The organism is Pseudomonas sp. BRM28 (assembly GCF_002939405.1).
Lineage (GTDB): Bacteria > Pseudomonadota > Gammaproteobacteria > Pseudomonadales > Pseudomonadaceae > Aquipseudomonas > Aquipseudomonas palmensis.
Map to the genome: position 1 here is coordinate 2,021,156 of NZ_PEFV01000001.1, position 25,250 is coordinate 2,046,405.

General features: G+C 63.7%; 23 protein-coding genes. 4 read left to right on the plus strand and 19 right to left on the minus strand.

The features are described 5' to 3' along the window. Window positions 1-13: 13 nt before the first annotated feature. The 10 genes from CR917_RS09770 to gcl form a co-directional block, all read right to left on the minus strand. Entirely contained in the window at window positions 14-400 is a 387-nt protein-coding gene (locus tag CR917_RS09770) for a DUF2946 domain-containing protein (protein WP_043859887.1), read from the minus strand. 54 nt (window positions 401-454) lie between these two features. Continuing rightward, a complete protein-coding gene (locus CR917_RS09775; RefSeq protein WP_043859888.1) occupies window positions 455-2,494 on the minus strand; it encodes a mechanosensitive ion channel family protein in 2,040 nt (679 codons plus the stop codon). Window positions 2,495-2,732: 238 nt separating this feature from the next. Beyond that, on the minus strand, window positions 2,733-3,734 hold the full coding sequence (locus CR917_RS09780) for a sulfate ABC transporter substrate-binding protein (RefSeq protein ID WP_043859889.1): 1,002 nt from the start codon (window positions 3,732-3,734) through the stop codon (window positions 2,733-2,735). 92 nt (window positions 3,735-3,826) lie between these two features. After that, entirely contained in the window at window positions 3,827-4,651 is an 825-nt protein-coding gene (locus CR917_RS09785) for an ion transporter (RefSeq protein ID WP_043859890.1), read from the minus strand. 31 nt (window positions 4,652-4,682) lie between these two features. Continuing rightward, the gene (locus tag CR917_RS09790; protein ID WP_058542041.1) at window positions 4,683-5,561 is read right to left on the minus strand and encodes an urea transporter; all 879 of its coding nucleotides are present in this window, start codon (window positions 5,559-5,561) and stop codon (window positions 4,683-4,685) included. Between the two features lie 169 nt (window positions 5,562-5,730). Then, window positions 5,731-7,146: a pyruvate kinase gene (gene pyk, locus CR917_RS09795; RefSeq protein WP_043859892.1), complete on the minus strand. Its 1,416-nt coding sequence runs from the start codon at window positions 7,144-7,146 to the stop codon at window positions 5,731-5,733. Next, the gene (locus tag CR917_RS09800) at window positions 7,136-8,416 is read right to left on the minus strand and encodes a glycerate kinase (RefSeq protein ID WP_054915605.1); all 1,281 of its coding nucleotides are present in this window, start codon (window positions 8,414-8,416) and stop codon (window positions 7,136-7,138) included. The genes pyk and CR917_RS09800 overlap by 11 nt, the downstream gene beginning before the upstream one ends. Window positions 8,417-8,599: 183 nt before the next feature. Then, a complete protein-coding gene (locus CR917_RS09805) occupies window positions 8,600-9,493 on the minus strand; it encodes a 2-hydroxy-3-oxopropionate reductase (RefSeq protein WP_104572227.1) in 894 nt (297 codons plus the stop codon). A gap of 119 nt (window positions 9,494-9,612) precedes the next feature. Beyond that, window positions 9,613-10,395 (minus strand): hydroxypyruvate isomerase, encoded by a 783-nt coding sequence (gene hyi, locus CR917_RS09810; RefSeq protein WP_054915603.1) that lies wholly within the window; start codon window positions 10,393-10,395, stop codon window positions 9,613-9,615. 57 nt (window positions 10,396-10,452) lie between these two features. After that, the gene (gcl, locus tag CR917_RS09815) at window positions 10,453-12,228 is read right to left on the minus strand and encodes a glyoxylate carboligase (protein WP_043859896.1); all 1,776 of its coding nucleotides are present in this window, start codon (window positions 12,226-12,228) and stop codon (window positions 10,453-10,455) included. Window positions 12,229-12,485: 257 nt separating this feature from the next. On the opposite strand from gcl, the gene CR917_RS09820 reads away from it, so the two are divergent. Then, window positions 12,486-12,926 (plus strand): heme-binding protein, encoded by a 441-nt coding sequence (locus tag CR917_RS09820; RefSeq protein ID WP_054915601.1) that lies wholly within the window; start codon window positions 12,486-12,488, stop codon window positions 12,924-12,926. A gap of 90 nt (window positions 12,927-13,016) precedes the next feature. On the opposite strand, the gene CR917_RS09825 is transcribed toward CR917_RS09820, so the two are convergent. Continuing rightward, window positions 13,017-13,625, minus strand: a complete 609-nt coding sequence (locus CR917_RS09825) for a TetR/AcrR family transcriptional regulator (RefSeq protein WP_043862341.1) — start codon at window positions 13,623-13,625, stop codon at window positions 13,017-13,019. Window positions 13,626-13,780: 155 nt separating this feature from the next. Between CR917_RS09825 and CR917_RS09830 the strand changes: the two genes are divergently transcribed. Beyond that, window positions 13,781-14,689: a DUF808 domain-containing protein gene (locus tag CR917_RS09830; RefSeq protein ID WP_054915600.1), complete on the plus strand. Its 909-nt coding sequence runs from the start codon at window positions 13,781-13,783 to the stop codon at window positions 14,687-14,689. Window positions 14,690-14,772: 83 nt separating this feature from the next. On the opposite strand, the gene CR917_RS09835 is transcribed toward CR917_RS09830, so the two are convergent. The 7 genes from CR917_RS09835 to puuE form a co-directional block, all read right to left on the minus strand. Continuing rightward, window positions 14,773-15,558 (minus strand): outer membrane protein OmpK, encoded by a 786-nt coding sequence (locus CR917_RS09835; RefSeq protein WP_104572228.1) that lies wholly within the window; start codon window positions 15,556-15,558, stop codon window positions 14,773-14,775. Between the two features lie 353 nt (window positions 15,559-15,911). Continuing rightward, window positions 15,912-16,697 (minus strand): outer membrane protein OmpK, encoded by a 786-nt coding sequence (locus CR917_RS09840; protein WP_043862345.1) that lies wholly within the window; start codon window positions 16,695-16,697, stop codon window positions 15,912-15,914. Window positions 16,698-16,833: 136 nt separating this feature from the next. Next, window positions 16,834-18,189, minus strand: a complete 1,356-nt coding sequence (locus tag CR917_RS09845; protein ID WP_043862346.1) for a nucleobase:cation symporter-2 family protein — start codon at window positions 18,187-18,189, stop codon at window positions 16,834-16,836. Between the two features lie 117 nt (window positions 18,190-18,306). Next, window positions 18,307-19,632, minus strand: a complete 1,326-nt coding sequence (locus CR917_RS09850; RefSeq protein ID WP_104572229.1) for a urate hydroxylase PuuD — start codon at window positions 19,630-19,632, stop codon at window positions 18,307-18,309. Between the two features lie 47 nt (window positions 19,633-19,679). Then, on the minus strand, window positions 19,680-20,183 hold the full coding sequence (locus CR917_RS09855) for an ureidoglycolate lyase (protein ID WP_043862348.1): 504 nt from the start codon (window positions 20,181-20,183) through the stop codon (window positions 19,680-19,682). A 75-nt stretch (window positions 20,184-20,258) separates the two neighbouring features. Then, window positions 20,259-20,774 (minus strand): 2-oxo-4-hydroxy-4-carboxy-5-ureidoimidazoline decarboxylase, encoded by a 516-nt coding sequence (uraD, locus tag CR917_RS09860; protein WP_043862349.1) that lies wholly within the window; start codon window positions 20,772-20,774, stop codon window positions 20,259-20,261. After that, window positions 20,771-21,700 carry an allantoinase PuuE gene (puuE, locus tag CR917_RS09865; protein ID WP_043862350.1) on the minus strand — a complete coding sequence of 310 codons (930 nt, stop codon included), beginning with the start codon at window positions 21,698-21,700 and terminating at the stop codon, window positions 20,771-20,773. The genes uraD and puuE overlap by 4 nt, the downstream gene beginning before the upstream one ends. A gap of 383 nt (window positions 21,701-22,083) precedes the next feature. Here puuE and uraH point away from each other — a divergent pair, with 383 nt between their 5' ends. Continuing rightward, window positions 22,084-22,437 carry a hydroxyisourate hydrolase gene (gene uraH, locus CR917_RS09870; protein ID WP_043862351.1) on the plus strand — a complete coding sequence of 118 codons (354 nt, stop codon included), beginning with the start codon at window positions 22,084-22,086 and terminating at the stop codon, window positions 22,435-22,437. A 162-nt stretch (window positions 22,438-22,599) separates the two neighbouring features. On the opposite strand, the gene CR917_RS09875 is transcribed toward uraH, so the two are convergent. Continuing rightward, window positions 22,600-23,949 carry an NCS2 family permease gene (locus CR917_RS09875; protein WP_054915598.1) on the minus strand — a complete coding sequence of 450 codons (1,350 nt, stop codon included), beginning with the start codon at window positions 23,947-23,949 and terminating at the stop codon, window positions 22,600-22,602. Window positions 23,950-24,301: 352 nt separating this feature from the next. Between CR917_RS09875 and CR917_RS09880 the strand changes: the two genes are divergently transcribed. After that, complete coding sequence (locus CR917_RS09880; protein WP_054915597.1) at window positions 24,302-25,069, plus strand: GntR family transcriptional regulator; 768 nt, start codon at window positions 24,302-24,304, stop codon at window positions 25,067-25,069. Window positions 25,070-25,250: the final 181 nt, after the last annotated feature.

Sequence of the window (25,250 nt, forward strand, 5' to 3'; positions counted from 1 at the left end):
CTGCCGGGTTGGATCAGGCCAGCAGGGGGGAGGCGCGCGGGTTGGCCGAGGGCCAGCAGTAGCGAGGTGGCGCCTTGCTGCGCAGTTCGCGGTGGTAGCGTCGCGTGCGGGTGAACGCCAGCAGCCAGCCGATCACCAGGCTCAGGGCCAGGCACACCACGGCCGCGGCACACACCGGGCAGGTTTGCAGGCTGTCCCAGCCGGCGATGGAGGCGTCGCTGTAATCGGTCTTGAGGGTCGGGCCCGGGGTGCCCATGGCCGAGCAGAAGGCTCCGCCGATGCCGTTGAGCTGCAGGCCCATCATCTGGCCGTGGCCGATACCGCAGGCGAACAGATTGAACAGGACGCTGAAGTACAGCGTCCAGGCAATCAGCGAGCGGTCGGCACGGGTAAATTTCATGGCGGCGACTTTAGCACCACCTTCCCATGCCGGGAAGGTTGAACGCCGCAGTGTCTACACCGTTTCGTCGCGTACGTGAGCCGGCTGCGGGTAATACTGCGCGAAGCTCACGTCGTCGGTCTGGTCCACGCGCTTTTTCAGGCGCTCGTTGAACGCCCGATTCACCGCGTACTGCCCGCCCGAGGTGGTGCGGAACTGGGCGGTGAGGGTGATGCCGTTGAGGTTCATGGCGTCCACCCCGAACACCTGCAGCGGCCCTTGCAGGCTGTGGCGCAGCACCGGGTCCTCGCTGATCGACTGGCCCACCTCGCGGATCAGGTGCAGGGCGCTGTCGACATCGGTCTGGTAGCTGAACTGCACCGAGAAGAACGCATAGGCGAACTGGCGCGACTGGTTGGTGACGGCCTTGATCTGGCCGAACGGTACCGAGTGCACGAAGCCCTTGCCGTCACGCAGGCGCAGGGTGCGGATGGTCAGGCTCTCGACGGTGCCGGCGTGGCCGGAGTCGAGCACCACCCAGTCGCCGATGGCGATGGTGTCCTCGATCAGGATGAACAGGCCGGTGATCACGTCCTGTACCAGCTGCTGCGAACCGAAACCGATGGCCAGGCCGACCACCCCGGCACCGGCCAGCAGCGGCGCCACGTTGATGCCCAGGTTGGCCATGGTGGTGATGGTGCAGATCACCACCAGCACGATCTTCACCGCGTTGCGCAGCATCGGCAGGATGGTGCGCACCCGTGTGCTGGGCTGGCGCGAAGCGCGCCGGCCGGCGCTGGGCTTGAGGGCTTCCTGGATGGCGGTGTCGATCACCACCCACAGCAGCCAGGTGACCAGCAAGATCAACCCGATGCTGCTCAGCGAATCGCTGATTGCCCGGCCCAGGCTGTTGCGCACGGCGAATTCGAGCACCGAAAAGCCCCAGATGCGCCCCAGCAGCTCGATGAAGGCGATGGCCATGCCGATGCGCAGCAGCGCGTGGGCGAGGTTGCGCACCAGTTCCTTGTAGGGGCGAAGACGCTGGCCGGGGTCGACCTCGCGGGACTTGAACAGGTGCTGCAGCACCGTGCTCAGGAACACCGTGCCCACCAGCAGCACCGTGGTCAGCAGGGCCTTTTGCAGGGCCTTCTGGCTTTCTTCGCCGGCGCCGATCAGGTTGATCGCCGATACCAGGATCATCATCAGGATCGGCAGGTACCACAGCCACGAGAAGATCCGCAGGGTTTCCTGCAGGGCGCGGTGCTGCAGGCGGTCGTGCAGGTCGCGGTTGCGGATCAGGTGGGCCACCGGGCGGCGCAGGCGGATTACCAGCGCGGCGAAGGCGAAGGTGGCCAGCAGGCCGGTGATCACCGCGATGCTGCTGGTGAGGTTGCCACCGATCTGGCGGGTGATCTGCGGGCTGGTCAGGGCGTCGGCCCAGGCGGCGAGAAAGCCGATCATGAACAACGGGCGTGGCGCGATCTTGCGGATGATGCGCACGGCGGTGCGCTTGTGGCCGGTGTCGAACACGGTGATCAGGCACAGGATGATCGACGTCGAGAACAGGCCGCTGCTGGTGGCGTAGGCCAGGCTCAGGCCCAGCGCGCGGCCGATCGAGGGGTCGAGCAGGCGCGTGCTGGCGTAGAGGGTGGCGGGCAGGCTGGCCAGGGCCGGCAGGGTGTAGGGCAGCAGGTAGCCGAGCAGTTTCTGCAACCGCGGACGTTCGCGCAGCGGGCGCCTGCGATTGATGTGGTGGGACAGCACGCGGCCCAGGCTGGTGAGCACGCCGAACACCACCAGCCAGGTGAGGCTGAGCAGGGCAAAGTCCACCAGCAGGTCGAAGGAGTCTTCGGCGTGGCGGTCGACCAGCTGGTTGGCCTCCTTGCTGGCGCGATTGGCGCGCAGGCGCCAGGCGTCGACCAGGTGACCGTCGACGTCGATTTCCTGGGTGACGCTGTCGAGGCTGTTGGCCAGGGCGCCGAGCAGGCCGCCCTGAACCACGGGTTCCGGGGCTTTTTCGGCGGTTTCGGCGCTGTCGGTGCCGGGGATGAGGCTGGCGGCGAGCAGTTGCGTGCTGAGCAGGCAACCGAGCAACAGGGTGAGCAATCGGGTCACTGGGCACTCCTTGAGCCGTGAATGACGGAAAGGGTAGTCCAAGGAACTGATCGGTATTTGCCGGGCAAGTTCGAAACCGAGGTGAATTCATCGCGGGTCAAGCCCGCTCCCACAGGTGCGACATCGCCCTTGAAATCGGCACATCACCTTGTGGCAGCGGGCTTGACCCGCGACAGGCCCGAACGCCGGCCACAAAAAATCCGGGGCCCGTCACAGGCCCCGGATTCGTCACCCGGCCTTACTGCCCGGTGTAGATCTGGTCGAAGATCCCGCCGTCGTTGAAGTGGGTCTTCTGCACGGTGCGCCAGTCACCGAAGGTCTTTTCCACCGACAGGAAGTCGACTTTGGGGAAGCGGTCGGTGTACTTGGCCAGCACGGTCGCATCGCGTGGGCGCAGGTAGTTGTTGGCGGCAATTTCCTGGGCTTCAGGCGACCACAGGTACTTCAGGTACTCCTCGGCGGTGGCACGGCTTTTCTTCTTGTCCACCACCTTGTCGACCACGCTCACCGGCGGCTCTGCTTCGGCCGACACGCTCGGGTAGATCACCTCGAACTGGTCGCGACCGAATTCGCGCGCGATCATCTCGGCTTCGTTCTCGAAGGTCACCAGCACGTCGCCGATCTGGTTGGTCATGAAGGTGGTGGTCGCGGCACGGCCACCGGTATCGAGCACCGGTGCCTGCTTGAACAGCTTGCCGACGAAGTCCTTGGCCTTGTTCTCGTCACCGCCGTTCTTGAGCACATAGCCCCATGCCGACAGGTAGGTGTAGCGGCCGTTGCCCGAGGTCTTGGGGTTGGGCACGATCACCTGTACGCCGTCCTTGAGCAGGTCGGGCCAGTCCTTCAGGGCCTTGGGGTTGCCCTTGCGCACGATGAACACGGTGGCGGAGGTGAAGGGCGCGCTGTTGTTGGGCAGGCGGGTGACCCAGTTGTCCGGCACCAGTTTGCCGTTGTCGGCCAGGGCATTGATGTCGGTGGCCATGTTCATGGTGATGACGTCGGCCGGCAGGCCGTCGATCACCGAGCGCGCCTGCTTGCTCGAACCGCCGAAGGACATCTGCACGTTGATCTTCTCTTTGTGCTCGGCTTCCCAGTGCTTCTGGAACGCGGCGTTGTAGTCCTTGTAGAAGTCGCGCATCACGTCGTAGGAGACGTTGAGCAGGGTGGTCGGGGCGGCCTGGGCGAGGTTGCCCAGGGCCAGGCCTGCGGCCAGAAGCGAGGCACCAAAGAGTTTTTTCACTGCGCATTCCTTGTTCGAGTTGGGAGAAAGGCATTATGCCAGCGACTATAGCGGCTCGGCCTTAGTCGCTTAAAGATTAAAAAGTGCTGTGGTTATTCCATTTTCTTGAACAGCGCATTGCCGCAGCGGGAACAGAACGCGGCGCTCTGCTCGTGGCTGCCCTTGTGGCAGGTGGGGCAGGCGTGCTGCAGCTGTTCGCCGCGCATGGCGTTGGCCAGCTCGGCAGTGAAGATGCCGGTGGGCACGGCAATGATCGAGTAGCCGGTGATCATCACCAGCGAGGAAATCACCTGGCCCAGCGGGGTCTTGGGCACGATGTCGCCAAAGCCCACGGTGGTCAGGGTCACGATGGCCCAGTAGATGCCCTTGGGGATGCTGGTGAAGCCGTGCTCCGGGCCTTCGACCACGTACATCAGGGTGCCGAACACCGTGACCAGGGTCGACACGCTGACCAGGAACACGATGATCTTCTGCTTGCTGCCGCGCAGCGCCGACATCAGGTAGTTGGCCTGCTTGAGGTACGGGCCGAGCTTGAGCACGCGGAAGATGCGCAGCATGCGGATCACGCGGATGATCAGCAGGTACTGCGCGTCACTGTAGTAGATGGCGATGATGCCCGGCACGATCGCCAGCAGGTCCACCAGCCCGTAGAAGCTGAAGGCATAGCGCAGCGGCTTGGGCGAGCAGTACAGGCGGGTGAGGTATTCGGCCAGGAAGATGGCGGTAAAGCCCCACTCGATCCAGGCCAGCAGCCCGGCGTAGCCCTGGTGGACCTCGTCGATGCTGTCGAGGATGACGGTGATCAGGCTGGCCAGGATGATCAGCAGCAGAATGCTGTCGAAGCGCCGGCCGGCCACGGTGTCGGCTTGAAAGACGATGACGTAGAGCCGCTCGCGCCAGCTCGAAGGGGTGCTCATGGGCGCTTTCCATTACAAGATGGAGCAGAGCCTAGGGGCTGGCCCGCAGCTGTGCAAGCGGGCGACGTCGGGCAGCGGTACCCAGTTGCAGCAGCCAGCAGGCGAGGATGAACGGCGCGGTCAGGCCCGGCACCGGCAACAGGCCCAGCAGCGGTTGCAGCACGATGGCCAGAACGATGGCCAGCAACGGCCGCCAGGGTTGTGCGCGGGTCTGGCTGAAGGCCAGCGCGGCCAGCGCCGCATTGAAGCCGTACAGGCCGTAGTAGCCGGCACCGGCCTCGCCACCGAGCAGCGCCACGCTGCCGCCCAGGGCGGCGCCCAGTAGCGCCCAGGCGGCGGCGTAGCGGTTGGCGATCAGCAGGCCCAGGGCAATCAGCAGGCCAGCCAGCGGCTGGTCGAGCAGGAAGATCTGGCCCAGGCCGCGGCCCAGGGCGAACAGCGGGTTGGCCGCGACCGGGGCGTAGCCGGCGCTGGAAGGCTCGGCCAGCGCCAGTACCGCCCAGCCGATCAGCACGAAGGGCGCGGTGTAGGCGGGCAGCAGGCGGGGGCTTTTGCGCTTGAGCCACTGGTGCACCAGCATGCTGCTCAGGCCCGCAGCGGCGATGATCAGCGGGGGCAGCAGGGCCGACCAGGGCAGTGCGTGGCTGAGCAGCAGGCCCAGCAGCACGCCGTTGTAGCTGTACAGGCCGGCCTGGCGGTCGGCGCGGTTGTAGCCGCGGCGCTGCGCGGTGAGCAGCCCGGCAAGGGCGCCCAGCAGCGCACCGCCGATGAGTTCGGGGGCGGTGATCAGGATGGCCAGCAGGCACAGCAGGCCGCACAGCGGGTTGCGCTGCAGCAGCACCTGACTGAAACCGTTGAGCAAGGCGGTGGCCCAGTCGGGGCACGGGTTGACGAAGTTCTTGGTGTACATGGCAGTGGGTCAGGGTGGGTGGAGTGGGGCGCCTCTTCGGGCTTTGTTGTCCCACGGTGTGGTGTGTCAGTGCGCCCATCGCGGGTCAAGCCCGCTCCCACAAGGGCCGATGTGATCCTTGTGGGAGCGGGCTTGACCCGCGATGGGCGGCGCAGCCGCCCCAATCAAATCAGAGCAGTGTTTCGATCCGCAGCGTATTGGTCGACCCCGGCTTGCCAAAAGGCACACCGGCAGTGATCAACAGGATGTCGCCACGGCTGGCCATGCCCTGGGCCTGGGCAATCTCCAGTGCCGTGGACACCACTTCGTCTACCTGGCGCAACCGATCGTTGACCACCGAATGCACGCCCCAGGCCACACTCAGGCGCCGTGCGGTGTTGAGGTTGGGGGTCAGGTTGAGGATCGGTGCACGCGGCCGTTCACGCGCTGCGCGCAGGGTCGAGTTGCCCGACTCGCTGTAGTTCACCAGCACCGCCACCGGCAGGATGCCGCTGATGCGACGGATCGCGCAGCTGATCGCATCCGACACGGTGGCCTCGGCCTGTGGCCGGCCCACGTCCAGCTGGGCCTGGTAGTCCGGGCCGCTTTCGACCTGGCGGATGATCTTGCTCATCATCTGCACCGCTTCGAGCGGGTAGTCGCCCGAGGCGGTCTCGGCCGACAGCATCACCGCATCGGCGCCCTCGGCCACGGCGTTGGCCACGTCGGTGACCTCGGCGCGGGTCGGGGCCGGGCTGAAGCGCATCGACTCGAGCATCTGCGTGGCCACCACCACCGGGCGGCCCAGCTGGCGGCAGGTGGTGATGATGCGCTGCTGGATCTGCGGCACGCTTTCGGCCGGCACTTCCACGCCCAGGTCGCCACGGGCAACCATGATCGCGTCGCTCAACTGGGCAATCTCGCGCAGTTGCGTGACCGCCGAGGGCTTCTCGATCTTGGCCATCAGGTAGGCCCGGTCGCCGATCAGCTGGCGCGCCTCGATGATGTCTTCAGGGCGCTGCACGAACGACAGGGCCACCCAGTCCACGCCCAGTTCCAGGCCGAAGGTCAGGTCGCGACGGTCCTTTTCGGTCAGCGGGCTGAGCTCGAGCAGCGCCTGGGGCACGTTCACGCCCTTGCGGTCGGACAGTTCGCCGCCGTTGAGCACCTCGGTGTCGATGGCGTCGGCGTGCTTGGCGGTCACGCGCAGGCGCAGTTTGCCGTCATCGAGCAGCAGGTCCATGCCCGGCTCCAGCGCGGCGATGATCTCCGGGTGGGGCAGGTTGACCCGCTGTGCATCGCCCGGTGTGGCATCCAGGTCCAGGCGCAGGGCCTGGCCGCGTTGCAGTTGCACCTTGCCTTCGGCAAAACGCCCGACACGCAGCTTGGGGCCCTGCAGGTCCATGAGGATGCCCAGCGGGTAGTTGAGCTGGCGCTCCACTTCGCGGATCCATTCGAAACGCATGGCGTGGTCGGCGTGCTCGCCGTGGCTGAAGTTCAGGCGAAAGATGTTCACCCCGGCTTCGACCAGCTGACGGATGTCGTCGATGCCTTTGGTCGCGGGGCCGAGGGTGGCGAGGATTTTGACTTTCTTGTCAGGCGTCATGTTGTGCGGTCTCGAGAATCAGGATGGCGCGAAAATCGTTGACGTTGGTGCGCGTGGGCTCGGTAACGATCAAGGCGTCGAGCGCGGCGAAATAACCGTAGCCATTGTTGTTGTCCAGCTCGTCTGCCGCCGACAGGCCCAGGGCCTGGGCACGCGCATAGCTGTCGGGGGTCATGAAGGCCCCGGCGTTGTCTTCGGAGCCGTCGATGCCGTCGGTGTCACCGGCCAGTGCGTACACGCCGGGCAACCCCTTCAGGCTTTCGGTGAGGCTGAGCAGGAACTCGGCGTTGCGCCCGCCGCGGCCATTGCCGCGCACGGTGACGGTGGTTTCGCCGCCCGACAGGATCACGCAGGGCGCCGCCAGTGGCTGGCCGTGCTGCACGATCTGGCGCGCGATGCCGGCATGCACCTTGGCCACTTCACGCGACTCACCTTCCAGGTCACCCAGGATCAGCGGGCTGAAGCCGGCCTGGCGCGCCTTTACCGCAGCGGCCTCCAGCGACTGCTGGGGGCGGGCGATCAGCTGGAAGTGGCTGCGGGCCAGTGCCGGGTCATCGGCCTTGACGGTTTCGGAGGCCGGGTTGTTCAGCCACGCGGTGACGGCGGCCGGGGCCTGGATGTTGTAGCGCTTGAGGATCGCCAGCGCTTCGGCCGAGGTGCTCGGGTCGGCCACGGTGGGGCCGGAGGCGATCACGGTGGCGAGGTCGCCGGGTACGTCGGAAATCGCGTAGGTGTACACCGTGGCCGGCCAGCAGGCCTTGGCCAGGCGGCCGCCCTTGATCGCCGAGAGGTGTTTGCGCACGCAGTTCATCTCGCCGATGGTGGCGCCGGATTTGAGCAGGGCCTTGTTGACCTGCTGCTTGTCGGCCAGGGTCAGGCCTTCGGCGGGCAGGGCCAGCAGGGCGGAACCACCGCCGGAGAGCAGGAAGATCACCCTGTCGTCGGCGCTGAGGTCGCTGACCATCGCCAGCACACGCTTGGCCACGGCCAGGCCGGCGGCGTCCGGTACCGGGTGGGCGGCTTCGACCACTTCGATCTTGCTGCAGCTGGCGCCGTGGCCGTAGCGGGTCACGACCAGGCCCGAGACTTCGCCCTGCCAGCTGCGCTCGACCACTTCGGCCATGGCGGCGGCGGCCTTGCCGGCGCCGATGACGATGACGCGGCCGCTGCGGTCGCTGGGCAGGTGGGCTTCGAGCACCTGGCGTGGATGCGCGGCATCGATGGCCGTGGCGAACAGCTCGCGCAGAAAGTGTTGCGGATCGACCGACATGGCAGGCTCCCAAATCTTATTGTTTTGCAGAATCGAAAACGCCCCTGGGCCTGCCTCCGTGCAGACGGGCCCAAGGGCGGGTGGTGCTCTTTAGCGCGGCAAGCTTCAGGCTACAAGCTGCAAGAGGCAGCGGACCGATGCGCGGTCTGCCGGTCTTGCCGCGTGAAACCTGCCGCTTGACGCTTACTTGTCGCCGCGGATCGAGAAGTTGGCCATGTGCTCAAGGCCCTTGACCAGCGCCGAGTGGTCCCAGTTGGCGCCACCGATGGCCGCGCAGGTGCTGAACACCTGTTGGGCATTGGCGGTGTTGGGCAGGTTGATGTTCAGCTCCTTGGCACCCTGCAGGGCCAGGTTCAGGTCCTTCTGGTGCAGGCTGATGCGAAAGCCCGGGTCGAAGGTGCCCTTGATCATGCGCTCACCGTGCACTTCGAGGATTTTCGAGGAGGCAAAGCCGCCCATCAGTGCTTCGCGCACCTTGGCCGGGTCGGCGCCGTTCTTGGCGGCGAACAGCAGGGCTTCGGCAACGGCCTGGATGTTCAGGGCCACGATGATCTGGTTGGCGACCTTGGCGGTCTGGCCGTCACCATTGCCACCCACGTGGGTGATGTTCTTGCCCATGGCCTGGAACAGCGGCTGGGCACGTTCGAAGGCTTTGGGGCAACCGCCGACCATGATGCTCAGGGTCGCGGCCTTGGCGCCGACTTCACCACCGGACACCGGGGCGTCGAGGTAGGTGGCGCCGGTGGCCTTGATCTTCTCGGCGAAGGCTTTGGTGGCGGTAGGGGAGATCGAGCTCATGTCGATCACCACCTTGTTCGGGCCAACGCCCTGGGCCACGCCGTTTTCACCGAACAGCACGGCTTCGACCTGGGGGGTGTCCGGCACCATGACGATGATGAATTCGGCTTCCTGGGCCACTTCCTTGGGGTTGGCCAGGGCCACGCCGCCGGCGGCGATCAGGTCGCTCGGCGCGGCGCCGTGGTGCGAGGAAAGGAACAGGCTGTGACCTGCCTTCTGCAGGTTCTGAGCCATTGGAAGGCCCATGATGCCGGTGCCGATGAATCCGATTTTAGCCATTACAATTACCTCTTGTTTTTGTACATGTAGGAGCCGGCCTTGCCGGCGAATGGGGCCATGAGGTGTTCGGTCAGGCCCCTTCGCCAGCAAGGCTGGCTCCTACAGGGGTTATGTGGGGTTCAGATCGCGTTGTGGGTCTTGAGCCAGCCAAGGCCCGCTTCGGTGGTGGTCAGCGGCTTGTATTCGCAGCCTACCCAGCCCTGGTAGCCGATACGGTCCAAGTGCTCGAACAGGAAGCGGTAGTTGATCTCGCCGGTGCCCGGCTCGTTGCGGCCCGGGTTGTCGGCCAGCTGGATGTGGTTGATCTTGGCCAGGTTGCCTTCCATCGTGCGGGCCAGGTCACCTTCCATGATCTGCATGTGGTAGATGTCGTACTGCAGGAACAGGTTGGTGCTGCCCACTTCGGCCTGGATCTCCAGCGCCTGCTTGGTGGTGTTCAGGTAGAAGCCCGGGATGTCGCGGGTGTTGATCATCTCCATCACCAGCTTGATGCCTGCTGCCTGCAGCTTGTCGGCGGCGAACTTCAGGTTGTCGACGAAGGTCTTGCGCACCGTGGCGCAGTCCGGGCCTTGTGGGCGAATACCGGCCAGGCAGTTGACCTGGGTGTTGCCCAGTACCTGGGCGTAGGCAATGGCCAGGTCCACGCCGGCACGGAATTCCTCGACACGGGACGGGTCGCAGGCGATGCCGCGATCACCCTTGGCCCAGTCGCCGGCCGGCAGGTTGAACAGCACCTGGGTCAGGCCGTTGCTGTCCAGGTGCTGCTTGATTTCAGCCGAGCTGAAATCGTACGGGAAGAGGTACTCGACCCCGCTGAAGCCGGCGTCGGCAGCAGCCTTGAAACGGGCGAGAAAGTCCTGCTCGGTGAACAGCATGGACAGGTTGGCGGCGAAACGAGGCATGGTTGTCTCCTTGCAAAAGTGGGCCCTGTGCGCGGGGCAGCAGGGCCGCTACAACAGTCAGTCGAGCAGCGAGATCGCGGTTGGCGCGTCGTTGCCGACCAGCGCCAGGTCTTCGAATTCGTTGACCGCGTTGATTTCGGTACCCATGGAAATATTGGTCACGCGCTCGAGGATCACCTCGACCACGACCGGCACCTTGAACTCTTCGGCCATCTGCTGGGCCTTGCGCAGGGCCGGCTGGATTTCTTCCGGCTTGAACACGCGCAGTGCCTTGCAACCCAGACCTTCTACAACCGCGACGTGGTCCACACCGTAGCCGTTCAGTTCCGGGGCGTTGAGGTTCTCGAACGCCAGCTGTACACAGTAATCCATCTCGAAGCCGCGTTGGGCCTGGCGGATCAGCCCCAGGTAGGAGTTGTTCACCACCACGTGGATGTACGGCAGGTTGAACTGCGCGCCCACCGCCAGCTCTTCGATCATGAACTGGAAGTCATAGTCGCCCGACAGTGCCACGACCTTGCGCGACGGGTCCGCCTTGACCACGCCCAGTGCCGCAGGAATGGTCCAGCCCAGCGGGCCGGCCTGGCCGCAGTTGATCCAGTGACGCGGCTTGTACACGTGCAGGAACTGCGCACCGGCGATCTGCGACAGGCCGATGGTGCTGACGTAGCAGGTGTCCTTGCCGAACACCTGGTTCATTTCCTGGTACACGCGCTGCGGTTTGACCGGCACGTTGTCGAAGTGGGTCTTGCGGTGCAGGCTGGCCTTGCGCTGCTGGCAGTCCTTGAGCCACTCGCCACGGTCCTTGAGCTTGCCGGCGGCTTTCCACTCGCGGGCCACTTCCAGGAACACGTCCAGTGCGGCGCCGGCGTCGGACACGATACCCAGGTCCGGGGTGAACACGCGGCCGATCTGGGTCGGTTCGATGTCGACGTGAATGAAGCGACGGCCTTCGGTGTACACATCCACCGAGCCGGTATGGCGGTTGGCCCAGCGGTTGCCGATGCCCAGCACCACGTCCGACTTGAGCATGGTCGCGTTGCCGTAGCGGTGCGAGGTCTGCAGGCCGACCATGCCCACCATCAGCGGGTGGTCGTCAGGGATGGTGCCCCAGCCCATCAGGGTCGGGATGACCGGGATACCGGTGAGTTCGGCGAATTCCACCAGCTTGTCGCTGGCATCGGCGTTGATGATGCCGCCACCGGCCACCAGCAGCGGACGCTCGGCGGAGTCGAGCATGGCCAGGGCCTTCTCGACCTGCACGCGGTTGGCCGACGGCTTGCTCACCGGCAGCGGCTGGTAGGCGTCGATGTCGAATTCGATCTCGGCCATCTGCACGTCGAACGGCAGGTCGATCAGTACCGGGCCAGGACGGCCGGTGCGCATTTCATAGAAGGCTTTCTGGAACGCATACGGCACCTGGCCAGGTTCGAGCACGGTGGTGGCCCACTTGGTGACCGGCTTGACGATGCTGGTGATGTCGACGGCCTGGAAGTCTTCCTTGTGCAGGCGCGAGCGGGGCGCCTGGCCGGTGATGCACAGAATCGGGATGGAGTCGGCCGAGGCGCTGTACAGGCCGGTGACCATGTCGGTGCCGGCAGGGCCGGAGGTGCCGATGCACACGCCGATGTTGCCGGCCTTGGTACGGGTGTAGCCCTCGGCCATGTGCGAGGCACCTTCCACGTGACGAGCAAGGACGTGATCGATGCCGCCGACTTTCTTCAGGGCCGAATACAGCGGGTTGATCGCGGCGCCCGGGATGCCGAATGCGGTGTCGACGCCTTCACGGCGCATGACCAGCACGGCTGCATCGATTGCTCTCATTTTGCTCATGGTTTTGTGCCTCTTAGATTTTGTAATTGTATACAAATTGCTTTTCGACAGAGTGTATTCACGGCAGGCGACTCTGGTCAATCCATTTTCATCCGCCACCGGGTGCTTTCGTCGTTACCCCGTAAAAAAGGGGTTGTGACGGGTTTTGGTCGGATGGAGTGAATTATTGTATACAAAAATATTCTTCATTGTGTTCTATTTGTTGTATTGGTTTTTCACTTGCCCACGTGGGCTTCTAACAACAAGAGGACCTTTGGATGAACGTTCTGAGCTTGAAAGTAGCGGTGAGCCTGGTGAATGGCGCGCTGGCGGCCGGCCGCAGGATTTCGGCGGCGCCGCTGACCGTGGTGGTGCTCGATGCCGGTGGGCACCTGCTGACCCTGCAGCGCGAGGACGGCGCCAGCCTGCTGCGTCCGCAGGTGGCGATGGGCAAGGCATGGGGCGCGATTGCGCTGGGCAAGGGCTCGCGCCTGCTGGCGCTGGACGCGCAGCAGCGTCCGGCGTTCTTCGCCGCGCTCAACGGGTTGGGCCAGAGCCCGGTGGTGCCGGCACCGGGTGGGGTGCTGATTCGGGATCAGAGCGGGGCAGTGCTGGGCGCGATCGGTATCAGTGGTGATACGTCGGATATCGACGAGCAGTGCGCGATCAGTGCGATCGAAGAGGCGGGGTTGACGGCGGATGCGGGGGTGGCGGCTTAAGGCCCTATCGCGGGTCAAGCCCGCTCCCACAAAGATCACTGGTGTTTTTGTGGGAGCGGGCTTGACCCGCGATGCAGTCGCCGCTATCTGTCAGGCGTCCGGCGCACAGCCCTTGAGCACCAGCCGGATGATGGTCTGCGCCGCCGCCTCGTAGTCGCTGTCCTCGAGCTTGGCCTTGCCGGTGACCACCGAGATCTGCCAGTCGAAATCGGCATAGGTCTGGGTTGCAGCCCAGATGCTGAACATCAGGTGGTGCGGGTCGACCGGGGCGATCAGGCCGCGTTCGATCCAGCCCTGGATGCATTCGATGTTGTGCCGTGCCTGCACGTTGAGCTGCTCGACCTGGCTGGCGCTAAGGTGCGGCGCGCCGTGCATGATCTCGCTGGCGAACACCTTGGACGCGAAGGGCAGGTCGCGGGAGATGCGCACCTTGGAGCGGATGTAGGCACTGAGCACCTCTTGCGGCTCACCGTCGGCATTGAACGGGGTGGAGGCCTGCATGATCGGCTCGATGATGCTTTCGAGCACCTCGCGGTAGAGGTTTTCCTTGGATTTGAAGTAGTAGTAGACGTTGGGCTTGGGCAGGCCGGCCTTGGCCGCGATGTCGCTGGTCTTGGTGGCTGCGAAGCCCTTGTCGGCGAACTCCTCGCTGGCGGCCCGCAGGATCAGTTCTTTGTTGCGCTCGCGAATGGTGCTCATGGTGGCGCTGTTCCTTGTATCTGGCCGCGTGCGGCAACAGGCCTGGGCAGGCGGTTGCGCATGGTAGCACCGCGTTCGCGAAGCGCTCAAGGTCGCCCCTTTTGCCCATCGACAGGCTAAGCTTGGCGCCATCTCACCTCAATGGAACATGAATCATGGCTGCAAGCAGTTTGCTGGTACTGATCGACGATATCGCCACGGTACTCGACGATGTCTCGGTCATGACCAAGGTCGCGGCCAAGAAGACCGCCGGCGTACTGGGTGATGATCTGGCACTCAATGCCCAGCAGGTCACGGGTGTGCGCGCCGAGCGGGAACTGCCGGTGGTGTGGGCGGTGGCCAAGGGCTCGTTCCTGAACAAGCTGATCCTGGTGCCGGCTGCGTTGCTGATCAGCGCATTCATCCCGTGGGCGGTAACCCCGCTGCTGATGCTCGGCGGCGCCTACCTGTGCTTCGAGGGGTTCGAAAAGCTCGCGCACAGGTTTCTGCACAGCGCCGAGGAGGCCAAGGCCGGGCATGCGGCATTGACCGAAGCAGTGGCCAACCCGGCGGTCGACCTGGTGACGTTCGAGAAAGACAAGATCAAGGGCGCGGTGCGTACCGACTTCATTCTCTCGGCCGAGATCATCGCCATCACGCTGGGCACCGTGGCCGATGCGCCACTGCCCCAGCAGATCATCGTGCTGTCGGGCATCGCGATCGTGATGACGATCGGCGTGTACGGGCTGGTGGCGGGGATCGTCAAGCTGGATGACCTGGGCCTGTGGCTGACGCAAAAGGCCTCGCGTGCAGCCAAGGCCATCGGCAACGGCATTTTGAGTGCGGCGCCCTACATGATGAAAAGCCTGTCGGTGATCGGCACCGCGGCGATGTTCCTGGTAGGTGGCGGGATTCTGGTGCATGGCATCGCGCCGCTGCATCATGCCATCGAGGCCTTCGGCGAAGGGCGTGGCGGGGCGCTGACGACGGCCTTGCTCAATGCCGGCGTGGGCGTAGTGGCGGGGGCTGCGGTGCTGGCGGTGGTTGCGGTGGTGGGCAAGCTCTGGAAGGCCATCCGGGGCTGATGGCCTCTTCGCCGGCAAGGCCGGCTCCTACAGGAGTGAGCCGTCTGTAGGAGTCGGCCTTGCCGGCGAAGAACGCAACCCGGTCAGAAGTGCACTTTCACCAGCAGGCTCGCGGTGTTCTGGTCGGTATCGAAGGCGTCGCTGTCCTTGATGCCGTACTTGTCTTTCCAGTAGTCGTATTCGAAACCGATGTACAGCTGTTTTTCGCCCAGGTTCAGGGCCTTGCCCAGGTCATACTTGATCTGCGGGTTGAAGTGCAGGTTGGAATGATAGGTGCCGCGACGCCGGGTTTCGTCGTTGTCCACCACCCAGTCCATGTAGCCGTCGATCAGGATGTCCGACTTGCCCACGGGAATGGTGTACGACCACACCGGGGTGATCTGCCATACGTTGTCACCGGCGCGGCTGCCCTCGGTGTGGCGCTGGTAGAAGTTGAGCTGGAAGTAGTCGAAGCCGGGGATGGCCAGGTCGAAGCCTGGGCCGATCAGGTACGACTCGTTGTCTCCCTCGCCAAACTCGTAGGTCATGGCCAGCAGCACATCCTTGACCGGGCCGAACTCCAGTTTCTGGTCGAAGATCTTGCCGAACGACAGGCGCGGGGTGAACTCGCCGTAGTAGGTGTTCGGGCCGACGTTGCCGTCCTTCTTGCCGTTGTAGAAGATCTTGTCGATGAACAGGAAGTTGTCGCCGTACTTCCAGGCATCGGCGTGCTCGAAAGTGAAGGTCTGCTGGATCTGCGGGTTGACCGTAAAGTCCTTGCCGTAGAGGTAAGTCAGGCTGTTGTTCTGCCACTGCAGCAGGTCACCGGCGGTGGCGGTACTTGCCGCCAGCAGGCCGCCTGCAAGCATCAGGCTGTTGGTAATGCGCATTGCGTGCTCCCTTGATTGATTCGGCACTCTGTGTCGGCGCCGTTCTGGTTCAACGTGTTGTCTTTTTGGTCAGCTTTTTTCGATCGGCCACAGCGCGTTCGCAAGAGCTGAGCCAACCTTGGCGGGTTGGCGCAACGGGCCTGCTCGACGTCTTTCTGAACAGTTGAACAAGGGGCGTGAGGCTGGCAATACGCTTACCAACCGCCCGAATTCATTGACTGAGCGGTCAGTAAACGCAGGTAGGAGGGGTCCTACCCTGAGCGAGGGGGCGCGCAGATTACTGGCTTGCGCGCCGTCCCTCAAGTGCTCCGTTATGGAGCGTGTGCGACAAAAACTGTGCGTTCGATCAGGTTTTAGAAGTGAACCTTGATCAGCGCACTGGTCACGCTCTGGTTGGTCTTGAGGCGATCGCTGTCCTCGATGCCGTATTTGTCCTTCCAGTAGCTGTATTCGATACCCACGTACAGCTGCTTGGCGCCGATGTTCAGCGCCTTGCCCAGGTCGTACTTGACCTGCGGGTTGAAGTGCAGGTTGGCGTGGTAGGTGCCGCGACGGCTTTCGTCGTTGTCCACCACCCAGTCCATGTAGCCATCGATCAGCAGGTCGGACCGGCCCATGGGGATGGTGTAGGAGAACGCCGGGGTGATCTGCCACACGCGATCACCCGGGCGGCTGCCTTCGGTGTTGCGCTGGTAGAAGTTGAGGGTGAAGTAGTTGAAGCCGGGGATGGCCAGGTCGAAGCCCGGACCGATCAGGTAGGCCTCGTTGTCGCCTTCACCGGTTTCGTAGGTCATGGCCAGCAGCACGTCCTTGATCGGGCCGAACTCCAGCTTCTGGTCGAAGATCTTGCCGAACGACAGGCGCGGGCTGATCTCGCTGTAGTAGGTGTTCTTGCCCTTGTTACGGTCTTGGCCGCCGTTGTAGAAAATCTTGTCGACGAACAGGAAGTTGTCGCCGTACTTCCATTTGTTGGCGTGCTCGAAAGTCACCGTCTGCTGGATCCGCGGGTTGACCTGAAAGTCCTTGCCGTACAGATACGTCAGGCTGTTGGTGTGCCAGAGCAGCAGGTCCTCCGCTACCGCAGGAAGCGTGGCCAGCAAGCTGCTGCCCAGCAAGAGGGAAGAGGTGATGCGTTTCATGTGGTTATTCCCGGCTATTGTTATTGTTGGATTGCGGTTTTTTCGGCGCAAACGCGCCCCGAGCGGCCCACTCCCAGGGGCCGACGGTACTGCGTGGTGCTCGGGTTGAGCGGGGCGGCAGGCGCCGCCCCGTGTATCAGTGCTGGTGCACGGCGTCGTTGTGCGCGGCGCGTTCGGCGCCGCCCAATACGTTGAACAGCAGGTTCAGTACCAGGGCACTGACGGTGGCCATGGCGATGCCGCTGTGGGTGATCGGCTCCATCCACTGCGGCATCTGAGCGAAGAACTCCGGACGTACCACCGGGATCAGGCCCATGCCGACGCTGACGGCCACCAGCAACTGGTTGCGCCGGTCGCCGATGTCGGCCTCCTGCAGGATCTTGATGCCGGTGGCCGCGACCATGCCGAACATGGCGATGGAGGCGCCGCCCAGCACCGCCGGCGGGATCGAGGCAATCAGGAATGCCGCCTTGGGCAGCAGGCTGAGCACGATCAGGAACAGCCCGGCCACCACGGTCACGTAGCGGCAGCGCACGCCGGTCATCTGGACCAGGCCGATGTTCTGTGCGAACGAGGAGTGGGTGAAGGTGTTGAAAAAGCCTGCCACGAACGAGGCGCCGGCGTCCCAGAACAGGCCGCGACGCAGCATGCCCGGGGTCACTTCACGCTCGGTGACCTTGCCCAGCGCCAGGAACATGCCGGTGGACTCGACGAAGATGATCACCACCACCAGGCACATCGACAGGATCGGCGCCAGGCTGAAGGTGGGCATGCCGAAGTGCAGCGGGGTGACCACCTGTACCCAGGGGGCCTGGGCCAGGCCGCTGAGGTCGACCATGCCGATGGCGCCGGCAATGATGTAGCCCAGGCCCATGCCGATCAGTACCGACACGTTCACCCAGAAGCCACGCATGAAGCGATTGATCAGCAGGATGGTGGTCAGCACCAGGCCGGCCACGGCCAGGTAGATCGGCGAGCCGAACGGCGCGGCCGCCGCGCCGCCGCCGGCCCAGTTGACGGCGACCGGGAACAGCGACAGACCGATGGAGGTAATCACCGTGCCGGTGACCAGTGGCGGGAAAAACCTCACCACCTTGGACATGAACGGGGCGATCAGCATGCCGAAGAAGCCGGCGGCGATGGTCGCGCCGAAAATCCCCTGCAGGCCCACGCCGGGCATGCCGGCCATGGCCACCATGCTGCCGACGGCGGCGAAGCTGGCGCCCATCATCACCGGCATGCGGATGCCCAGTGCGCCAATGCCGAGCGACTGGACCACGGTGGCGACACCGGCGACCAGCAGATCGGCATTGATCAGGAATGCGATTTCTTCACGAGAGAGCCCGGCGGCCTGCCCGATGATCAGCGGCACCGCAATGGCACCTCCGTACATCAGCAGAACATGTTGCAAACCCACCAGGATCAGTTGCAGCAGGGGCAGTGGCTGTCGTGGCGGCGCAACGGGGATGTACGCCTTGCGTGACTCGGACATGCAGCACCTCAGGTTTTGTTTTTATTCTGGGTAGCTGCAGGCTCAGGCGCCCTGCTTGCGAAGAAGCAGGAGGCCGCGCCTGGCTTGCAGCTTGTAGCTTGCCGCTTGAAGCTTGTATCAGTTGGTTGGCGCACCCTTGGCGATCCATGCACCAATCAGTTCACGTTCCTGCTGGGTCATCTGGGTGATGTTGCCCAGGGGCATGATCTGGCTGGCGACGGCCTGTGCCTGGATGCGTGGGGCCAGTTGCTGGATCTGTTGCGGGGTATCGAGCATCACGCCGGCCGGGGCGGCACTGAACAGCGGGCTGGTGGGCTTGGCCGAATGGCATACGGTGCAGCGTTCCTGGATGACGCTGTGGATCTTGTCGAAGTTGCCGCTGTCCGCCGCAGCGGTGGCAGTGGCGGGCGCTTCGGCCGGGGTGGCGGCAGGTGCCGGGTTGGCAGCCTGTTCGGCGGCTTTCTCGGCAGCGGTCTTGCCACCCAGTGCGGTTTCCGGCAGCGGCTGGTACTGGACCTTGGCAGCGGCCTGCTCAGGGGCGGTCGGCATCGGCTTGGGGCCGGTGACGTAGGCCAGGCAGATCATCGCCAGGGCGCCGACGGGCAGGGTCCAGGCGTACTTGGCGCTGTCGTGGCGGGTGTTGAAGTAGTGACGCACCAGCACCGCTGCAATCGCGATCCCGGCCAGGATCAGCCAGTTGTACTGGCTGCCGTAGGTGCTCGGGAAGTGGTTGCTGATCATGATGAACAGCACCGGCAGGGTGAAGTAGTTGTTGTGGCGCGAACGCAGCAGGCCCTTGGCCGGCAGGGTCGGGTCGGGGGTTTCGTTCTTCTCGATGGCGGCGACCAGTGCACGCTGAGCCGGCATGATGATGCGGAACACGTTGCCGACCATGATGGTGCCGATGATCGCGCCGGTGTGCAGGTACGCACCACGGCCGCTGAACACCTGGCTGAAGCCGTAGCAGGCCGCAATGATCAGCACGAACAGCACCAGGCCGAGCAGGCCGGGGCGCTTGCCCAGAGGCGAGTCGCACAGCACGTCGTAGATGAACCAGCCGGCGATCAGCGAACCGACGCCGATGGCGATGCCTTCACCACCGCTCAGGGTGCTGCCGGGGGCCAGCAGGTAGACGCTGGGGTTCCAGTAGAACACCAGGCACAGCAGGGCAATACCCGACATCCAGGTGAAGTAGGCTTCCCATTTGAACCAGTGCAGGTTCTCCGGCATTTTCGGCGGGGCCAGCTTGTACTTTTCCAGGTGGTAGATACCGCCACCGTGAATCGCCCAGAGGTCGCCCGACAGACCGTCGCGCGGGTTGGTCCGGTTGAGGTTGTTCTCCAGCCATACGAAATAGAACGACGCGCCGATCCAGGCCACGCCAGTGATCATGTGAACCCAGCGCACGCTCAGGTTCAGCCATTCCAACAGATGTGCTTCCACAGTCTTTACCTCTTGCCGGTCACCGCAGGCCAGTGACCGACCTTCTCTTATTGGTGGGGTGCGAGGATCAGTTGCTCATCCTCATTGAAGAAATGTTCGTCGCAGTTGTTGCCGGAACCGCTGCGATCAACCACCAGGAAGTCATCCCGCTTTTCGATCGTCAGCACCGGGTGGTGCCAGACGCCGCGATGGTAATTGATGCCCTGCCTGCCATTACTGACAAAGGCGCGGACAAGACCCGATACAGGTACATCGCCAACGGGCGCGACCACGATCAGAAAGGGATTGCCGAGCAGCGGGATGAAGGCCTGGCTGCCCAGCGGATGGCGCTCCAGCATGCGCACGGTCAGCGGCATGTCCTGCGCGTCGGCGCGGAAGATGCTGATGATGGCGGAGTCCTCGGGCTGGGCGGTTTCTACCGTGGCCAGCTTGTGGAAGCGCATGGTCGAACCGTTGTTGATCATGAAGTGGTCGCTGCCGTCGGTTTCGATCACGTCACCGAAAGGGGCGAAGGCTTCTTTGGTCAGGGGCTCAATCACTAAAGTGCGCATGCGGGTGTTCTCTAATTATGTGTTGTCGGGGCTTTGGCGAATGCCGGCAGGCCAGTGCCTGCCAAGGCGCGCCGGTTACAGCTGCTGCAGGCGGAACAGGGCGATCAGGTTGATCTGCGCCAGGGCTTCCTTGAACTCGGCTTCGACCGAGTTGTGGATGCGTTTCTCGAACGAGGCGAGGATCTGGTGCCGGTTGCTGCCTTTAACCGCCATGATGAACGGGAACTGGAACCTGGCCTTGTAGGCGTCGTTGAGTTCGGTGAAACGGGCGAACTCTTCGGCGGTGCACTGGTGGATGCCGGCGCCAGCCTGTTCGTTGGTGCTCGATTCGGTCAGTTCGCCCTGGACGGCGGCTTTGCCGGCCAGGTCCGGGTGAGCATTGATCAGGGCCAGCTGGCTGGCGTGATCGGCGCTGAGCAGGATGTCGCTCATGCGCTGGTGCAGGGCTTCGATCTGGTCCAGCTCGTGCAGTTGGCCCAGGTCGTAGGCTTTTTCGGCGACCCACGGCGAGTGCTCGTAGATGTCGGCGAAGGCGGCGACGAACGCGGCACGGTCCAGGGTCGAAGGCTTGAGGGTCTTGAAGTCGGTCATTTGGCGCTCTCGGCTTGGAAAGGGTGGGTGGCATGCCAGTGGCGGGCGATGTCCACGCGCCGGGCGAACCACACCTGCTCATGGCTCTTGGCGTACTCCACGAAGCGCTTGAGCGCGGCGATGCGTGCCGGGCGGCCGATCAGGCGGCAGTGCAGGCCGATCGAGAGCATCTTCGGCGCCTCGGCACCTTCGGCGTAGAGCACGTCGAAGGCGTCCTTGAGGTACTGGAAGAACTGCTCGCCACAATTGAAGCCCTGCACCTGGGTGAAGCGCATGTCGTTGGTGTCCAGGGTGTAGGGGATCACCAGGTGCGGCTTGCCGGTGGGGTTGTTGGGTTCCCAGTAGGGCAGGTCGTCGTCGTAGGTGTCGCTGTCGTAGAGGAAGCCGCCTTCCTCCATCACCAGCCGGCGGGTGTTGGGCCCGGTACGGCCGGTGTACCAGCCCAGCGGGCGCTCGCCGGTGAGGTCGGTGAGAATGCGGATGGCCTCGAGCATGTGCTCGCGCTCCTGGTTCTCGTCCATGTACTGGTAGTCGATCCAGCGGTAGCCGTGGCTGCAGATCTCATGGCCGGCGGCGACCATGGCGCGGATCACGTCGGGGTGGCGCTGGGCGGCCATGGCCACGGCAAACACGGTGAGCGGCACGCCGGTGTCTTCGAACAGCTTGAGCAGGCGCCATACACCGGCGCGGCTGCCATACTCGTAAAGCGATTCCATGCTCATGTTGCGGGCGCCCTGCAGGGGCTGCGCCGAGACCATCTCGGAAAGGAAGGCTTCGGATTCCTTGTCCCCGTGAAGAATGTTGCGTTCGCCACCTTCTTCATAGTTGAGCACGAAAGACAAAGCGATGCGGGCATTCCCCGGCCAGCGCGGATGGGGTGGGTTGTTGCCGTAACCGATCAGGTCGCGAGGATAATCAGCGCTCACTGCAGCCTTCCTTCTTGTACGTGAAAACGGGGGTGTGGTGTCTGAGTCAGGTCATCGGCCACAACGATGGAGTGATTGTATACAACTTTATTGACGATTTGTAAGCCTGTTTTTTCTCATTTCTTCCGCCATTCGCCCTTGAAAAAGGTTGCAAGAAACCTGCCTGATTGGTCAGTAAATGACGATAGCGTCCGCCAGGCGCGCGGCTTTGCGACTGATGGCGTATTTACAGGGCACGCTCGGCAGGCTAACAAAATCGTCGAATTTATTGTGTACAATTTTAGCTGAAAATGTCTTAATAATCCGACAGCCGCACGCTGCCCTGCTTCATCCCGGTGCCGTGCGGGTATTTTTTGCCCATAGATTGAAACGAGGCGCACGCAATGGGACGTTTGACCACGCATGTACTGGATGCCGCACATGGCTGCCCTGGCAGCTCGATCAAGGTCGAGCTGTACCGGGTCGAAGGCCAGCAGCTTGAGCTGGTGAACACGGCGCTGACCAACAGCGATGGCCGTTGCGATGCGCCACTGCTGCAGGGTGAGGATTACCGCAGCGGTGTGTACCAGCTGCAGTTCAGTGCCGGTGACTATTACCGTGCCCGTGGTGTGCAGTTGCCGGAGCCGGCGTTCCTGGATGTGGTGGTGCTGCGTTTCGGCATCAGCGCCGAGCAGGATCACTACCACGTGCCGTTGCTGATCTCGCCGTACAGTTACTCGACCTATCGCGGAAGCTAGTTGGTCGCTAGATGAATCTTCGTAGGTCCTTGCCCGCTCTCACTGGCGGGCTTTTTTTTGCCTCGGATTCGAGGGCGTGCCTGCAGGGCTGTTCGCTGGCAGAGCGGCACAGGCAACAAAAAGCCCCGCCCGAAGGCGAGGCTCCTTGAACCGACGCAGTGCTTACAGGAACACGAACTTGGCCACAAAGATCGCACACAGCACCCACAGGCTCGCCGAGATCTCCCTGTAGCGCCCGGTGCCGGCCTTGAGCACCACATAGGTGATGAAGCCCAGCGCAATGCCGTCCGCCACCGAGAATGTCAGCGGCATCATGATCGCCGTGACGATCGCCGGAATGCTGTCGGTGGCTTCATCCCAGTTGATGTGCGCCATGCTGCCCATCATCAGCATCGCCACATAGATCAGTGCGCCGGCGGTGGCATACGCCGGGATCATGCCCGCCAGCGGCGCAAAGAACATCGCCGCGACGAACAGCAGGCCGACCACCACGGCCGTGAGCCCCGTGCGCCCGCCGGCCGCCACACCTGCAGCACTTTCCACGTAGCTGGTTACCGGCGGCACACCCACCACTGCACCGAACACGCTCGATGCACTGTCGGCCTTGAGCGCCCGCGACAGGTTTTCGATGCGCCCCTCGGCGTTCACCAGGTTGGCGCGCTGGGCCACGCCCATCAAAGTGCCGGCGGTGTCGAACATGTGCACGAACAGAAATGCCAGTACCACGCTGATCATGCTGACGTTGAACACGCCCGCTACGTCCATGGCCATCCAGGTGGGCGCCAGGCTCGGCGGCAGGGAGAACACGCCGCCATATTCCACCAGGCCCAGGGCCCAGCCGGCCAGTGTCACGGCGATGATGCTGATCAGGATCGCGCCGAACACCCGGCGATAGCTGAGCACGGCAATCATCAGGAAGCACGCCGCCGCCAGCAGCGGGCCAGGCTCGTGCAGCGAGCCGAGCTTGATCAGGGTGGCTGGGCTGGCGACGATGATGCCGGCCGTCTTCAGCCCGATCACCCCGAGAAACAGCCCCACACCCGCGCCCATGGCGTGGCGCAGGCTCAGCGGGATGCTGTTGAGCAGCCATTCGCGCACCCGCGACAGCGTCAGCAGCATGAACAGCACACCCGATACGAACACCGCACCCAGCGCGGCCTCCCAGGTGTAGCCCATGGTGCCGACCACGGTGTAGGTGAAAAAGGCGTTCAGCCCCATGCCGGGTGCCAGGCCCACCGGCCAGTTGGCATACAGGCCCATCAGCAGGCAGCCGAGTGCCGCCGCGATGCAGGTGGCCACGAACGCGGCACCGTGGTCGATGCCGGCGTCGGCCATGATGTTGGGGTTGACGAAAATGATGTAGGCCATGGTGATGAAGGTGGTTACACCCGCGATCAGTTCGGTCCTGACAGTGGTGCCGTGCAGCTTGAGTTTGAAAATCCGCTCCAGCCAGCTCGTTTCGAGCGGTGGGGCAAGATCCAGCGTAGGGGCTTGGGGTTTGCGGCTTTCCACAGCGTGTACTCCTCACGTCTTTTCTTGTTGTTCAGAGCTTGTCCTGCGCGTTGACTGGGGGCTCTGCGAGGGGGAGGGCATGGCGACCGGACCTGTTGTTGACCTGCGGGTCAGGAAGTTGCACGGCTGGATTATGCGTTTGTATACAAATAATGCAAATAATGTTTTGTCGGTGTGTGCAGGTAAATTGTCGCCACGGCTATAACGTGATGGCACTCTGCAGAAATCGCCAAGCCTGTGTACAATGCGTCAATACCATGAACGTCTAATTTTCTATCCAGGACTTGCCATCGCCCTACTGGCTGGTATTACAGTCAGGGTCCGATAGGTGGATCTCCGTGCTCGAGCGCCCATGAACGAACAGCTGCAACCCCTCAAGAAACCCACGCGCACCGGCAAGGCCGGTCGTAGCGGCACCCAGGACGATATCGTTTACGCGCACATATTCGAGGCAATCCTCGAACAACGCCTGGCGCCGGGTACCAAGTTGAGTGAGGAAGCCCTGGGCGAGATCTTCGGCGTCAGCCGCACCATCATCCGGCGTGCGCTGTCGCGCCTGGCCCACGAAAGCGTGGTGCTGCTGCGCCCCAATCGCGGTGCGGTAGTGGCCAGCCCGACCGTCGAAGAGGCGCGTCAGGTGTTCTTTTCGCGGCGCATGGTCGAGCGTGCCATCACCGAACTTGCAGTGGAGCACGCCACCGCCGAGCAGTTGAATGAACTGCGCCAGATGGTGCGCGAGGAGCGCGACAGCTTCTCGCGCGGCGACCGGGGTGCCGGCATTCGCCTGTCTGGCGAGTTTCACCTCAAGCTGGCGGAAGCGGCGGGCAATGCACCGCTGATCAGCTTCCAGCGCAGCCTGGTATCGCAGACTTCGCTGATCATTGCCCAGTATGAAAGCGGCAACCGCTCGCACTGCTCGTATGACGAGCACATGCAACTGATCGACGCCATCGAGGCGCGTGATGCGGCCCAGGCGGTGAGCCTGATGATGCACCACATGGACCACATCGACAGCAAGCTCAACCTCGACGAGGAGAGTGCGTCGGATGACCTGCACGCGGTGTTCTCGCACCTGCTGCAAACCAAGAAGCGCGGCAGCTCGGTGCCGGCCAAGGGCTGATACCGCGTCGCCTGCAATCGCGGGTCGAGCCCGCTCCCACAGGATTGTCTCGGTCCTTGTGGGAGCGGGCTTGACCCGCGATGCTTTCAGGGCTGCTGGCACTTGAGCCAACCTCTGCTAGATTTCTATCTGTTGCACTCCCGCAAACCTTCATCAAGCAGTTGGGCTTGCGCTTCAGGCG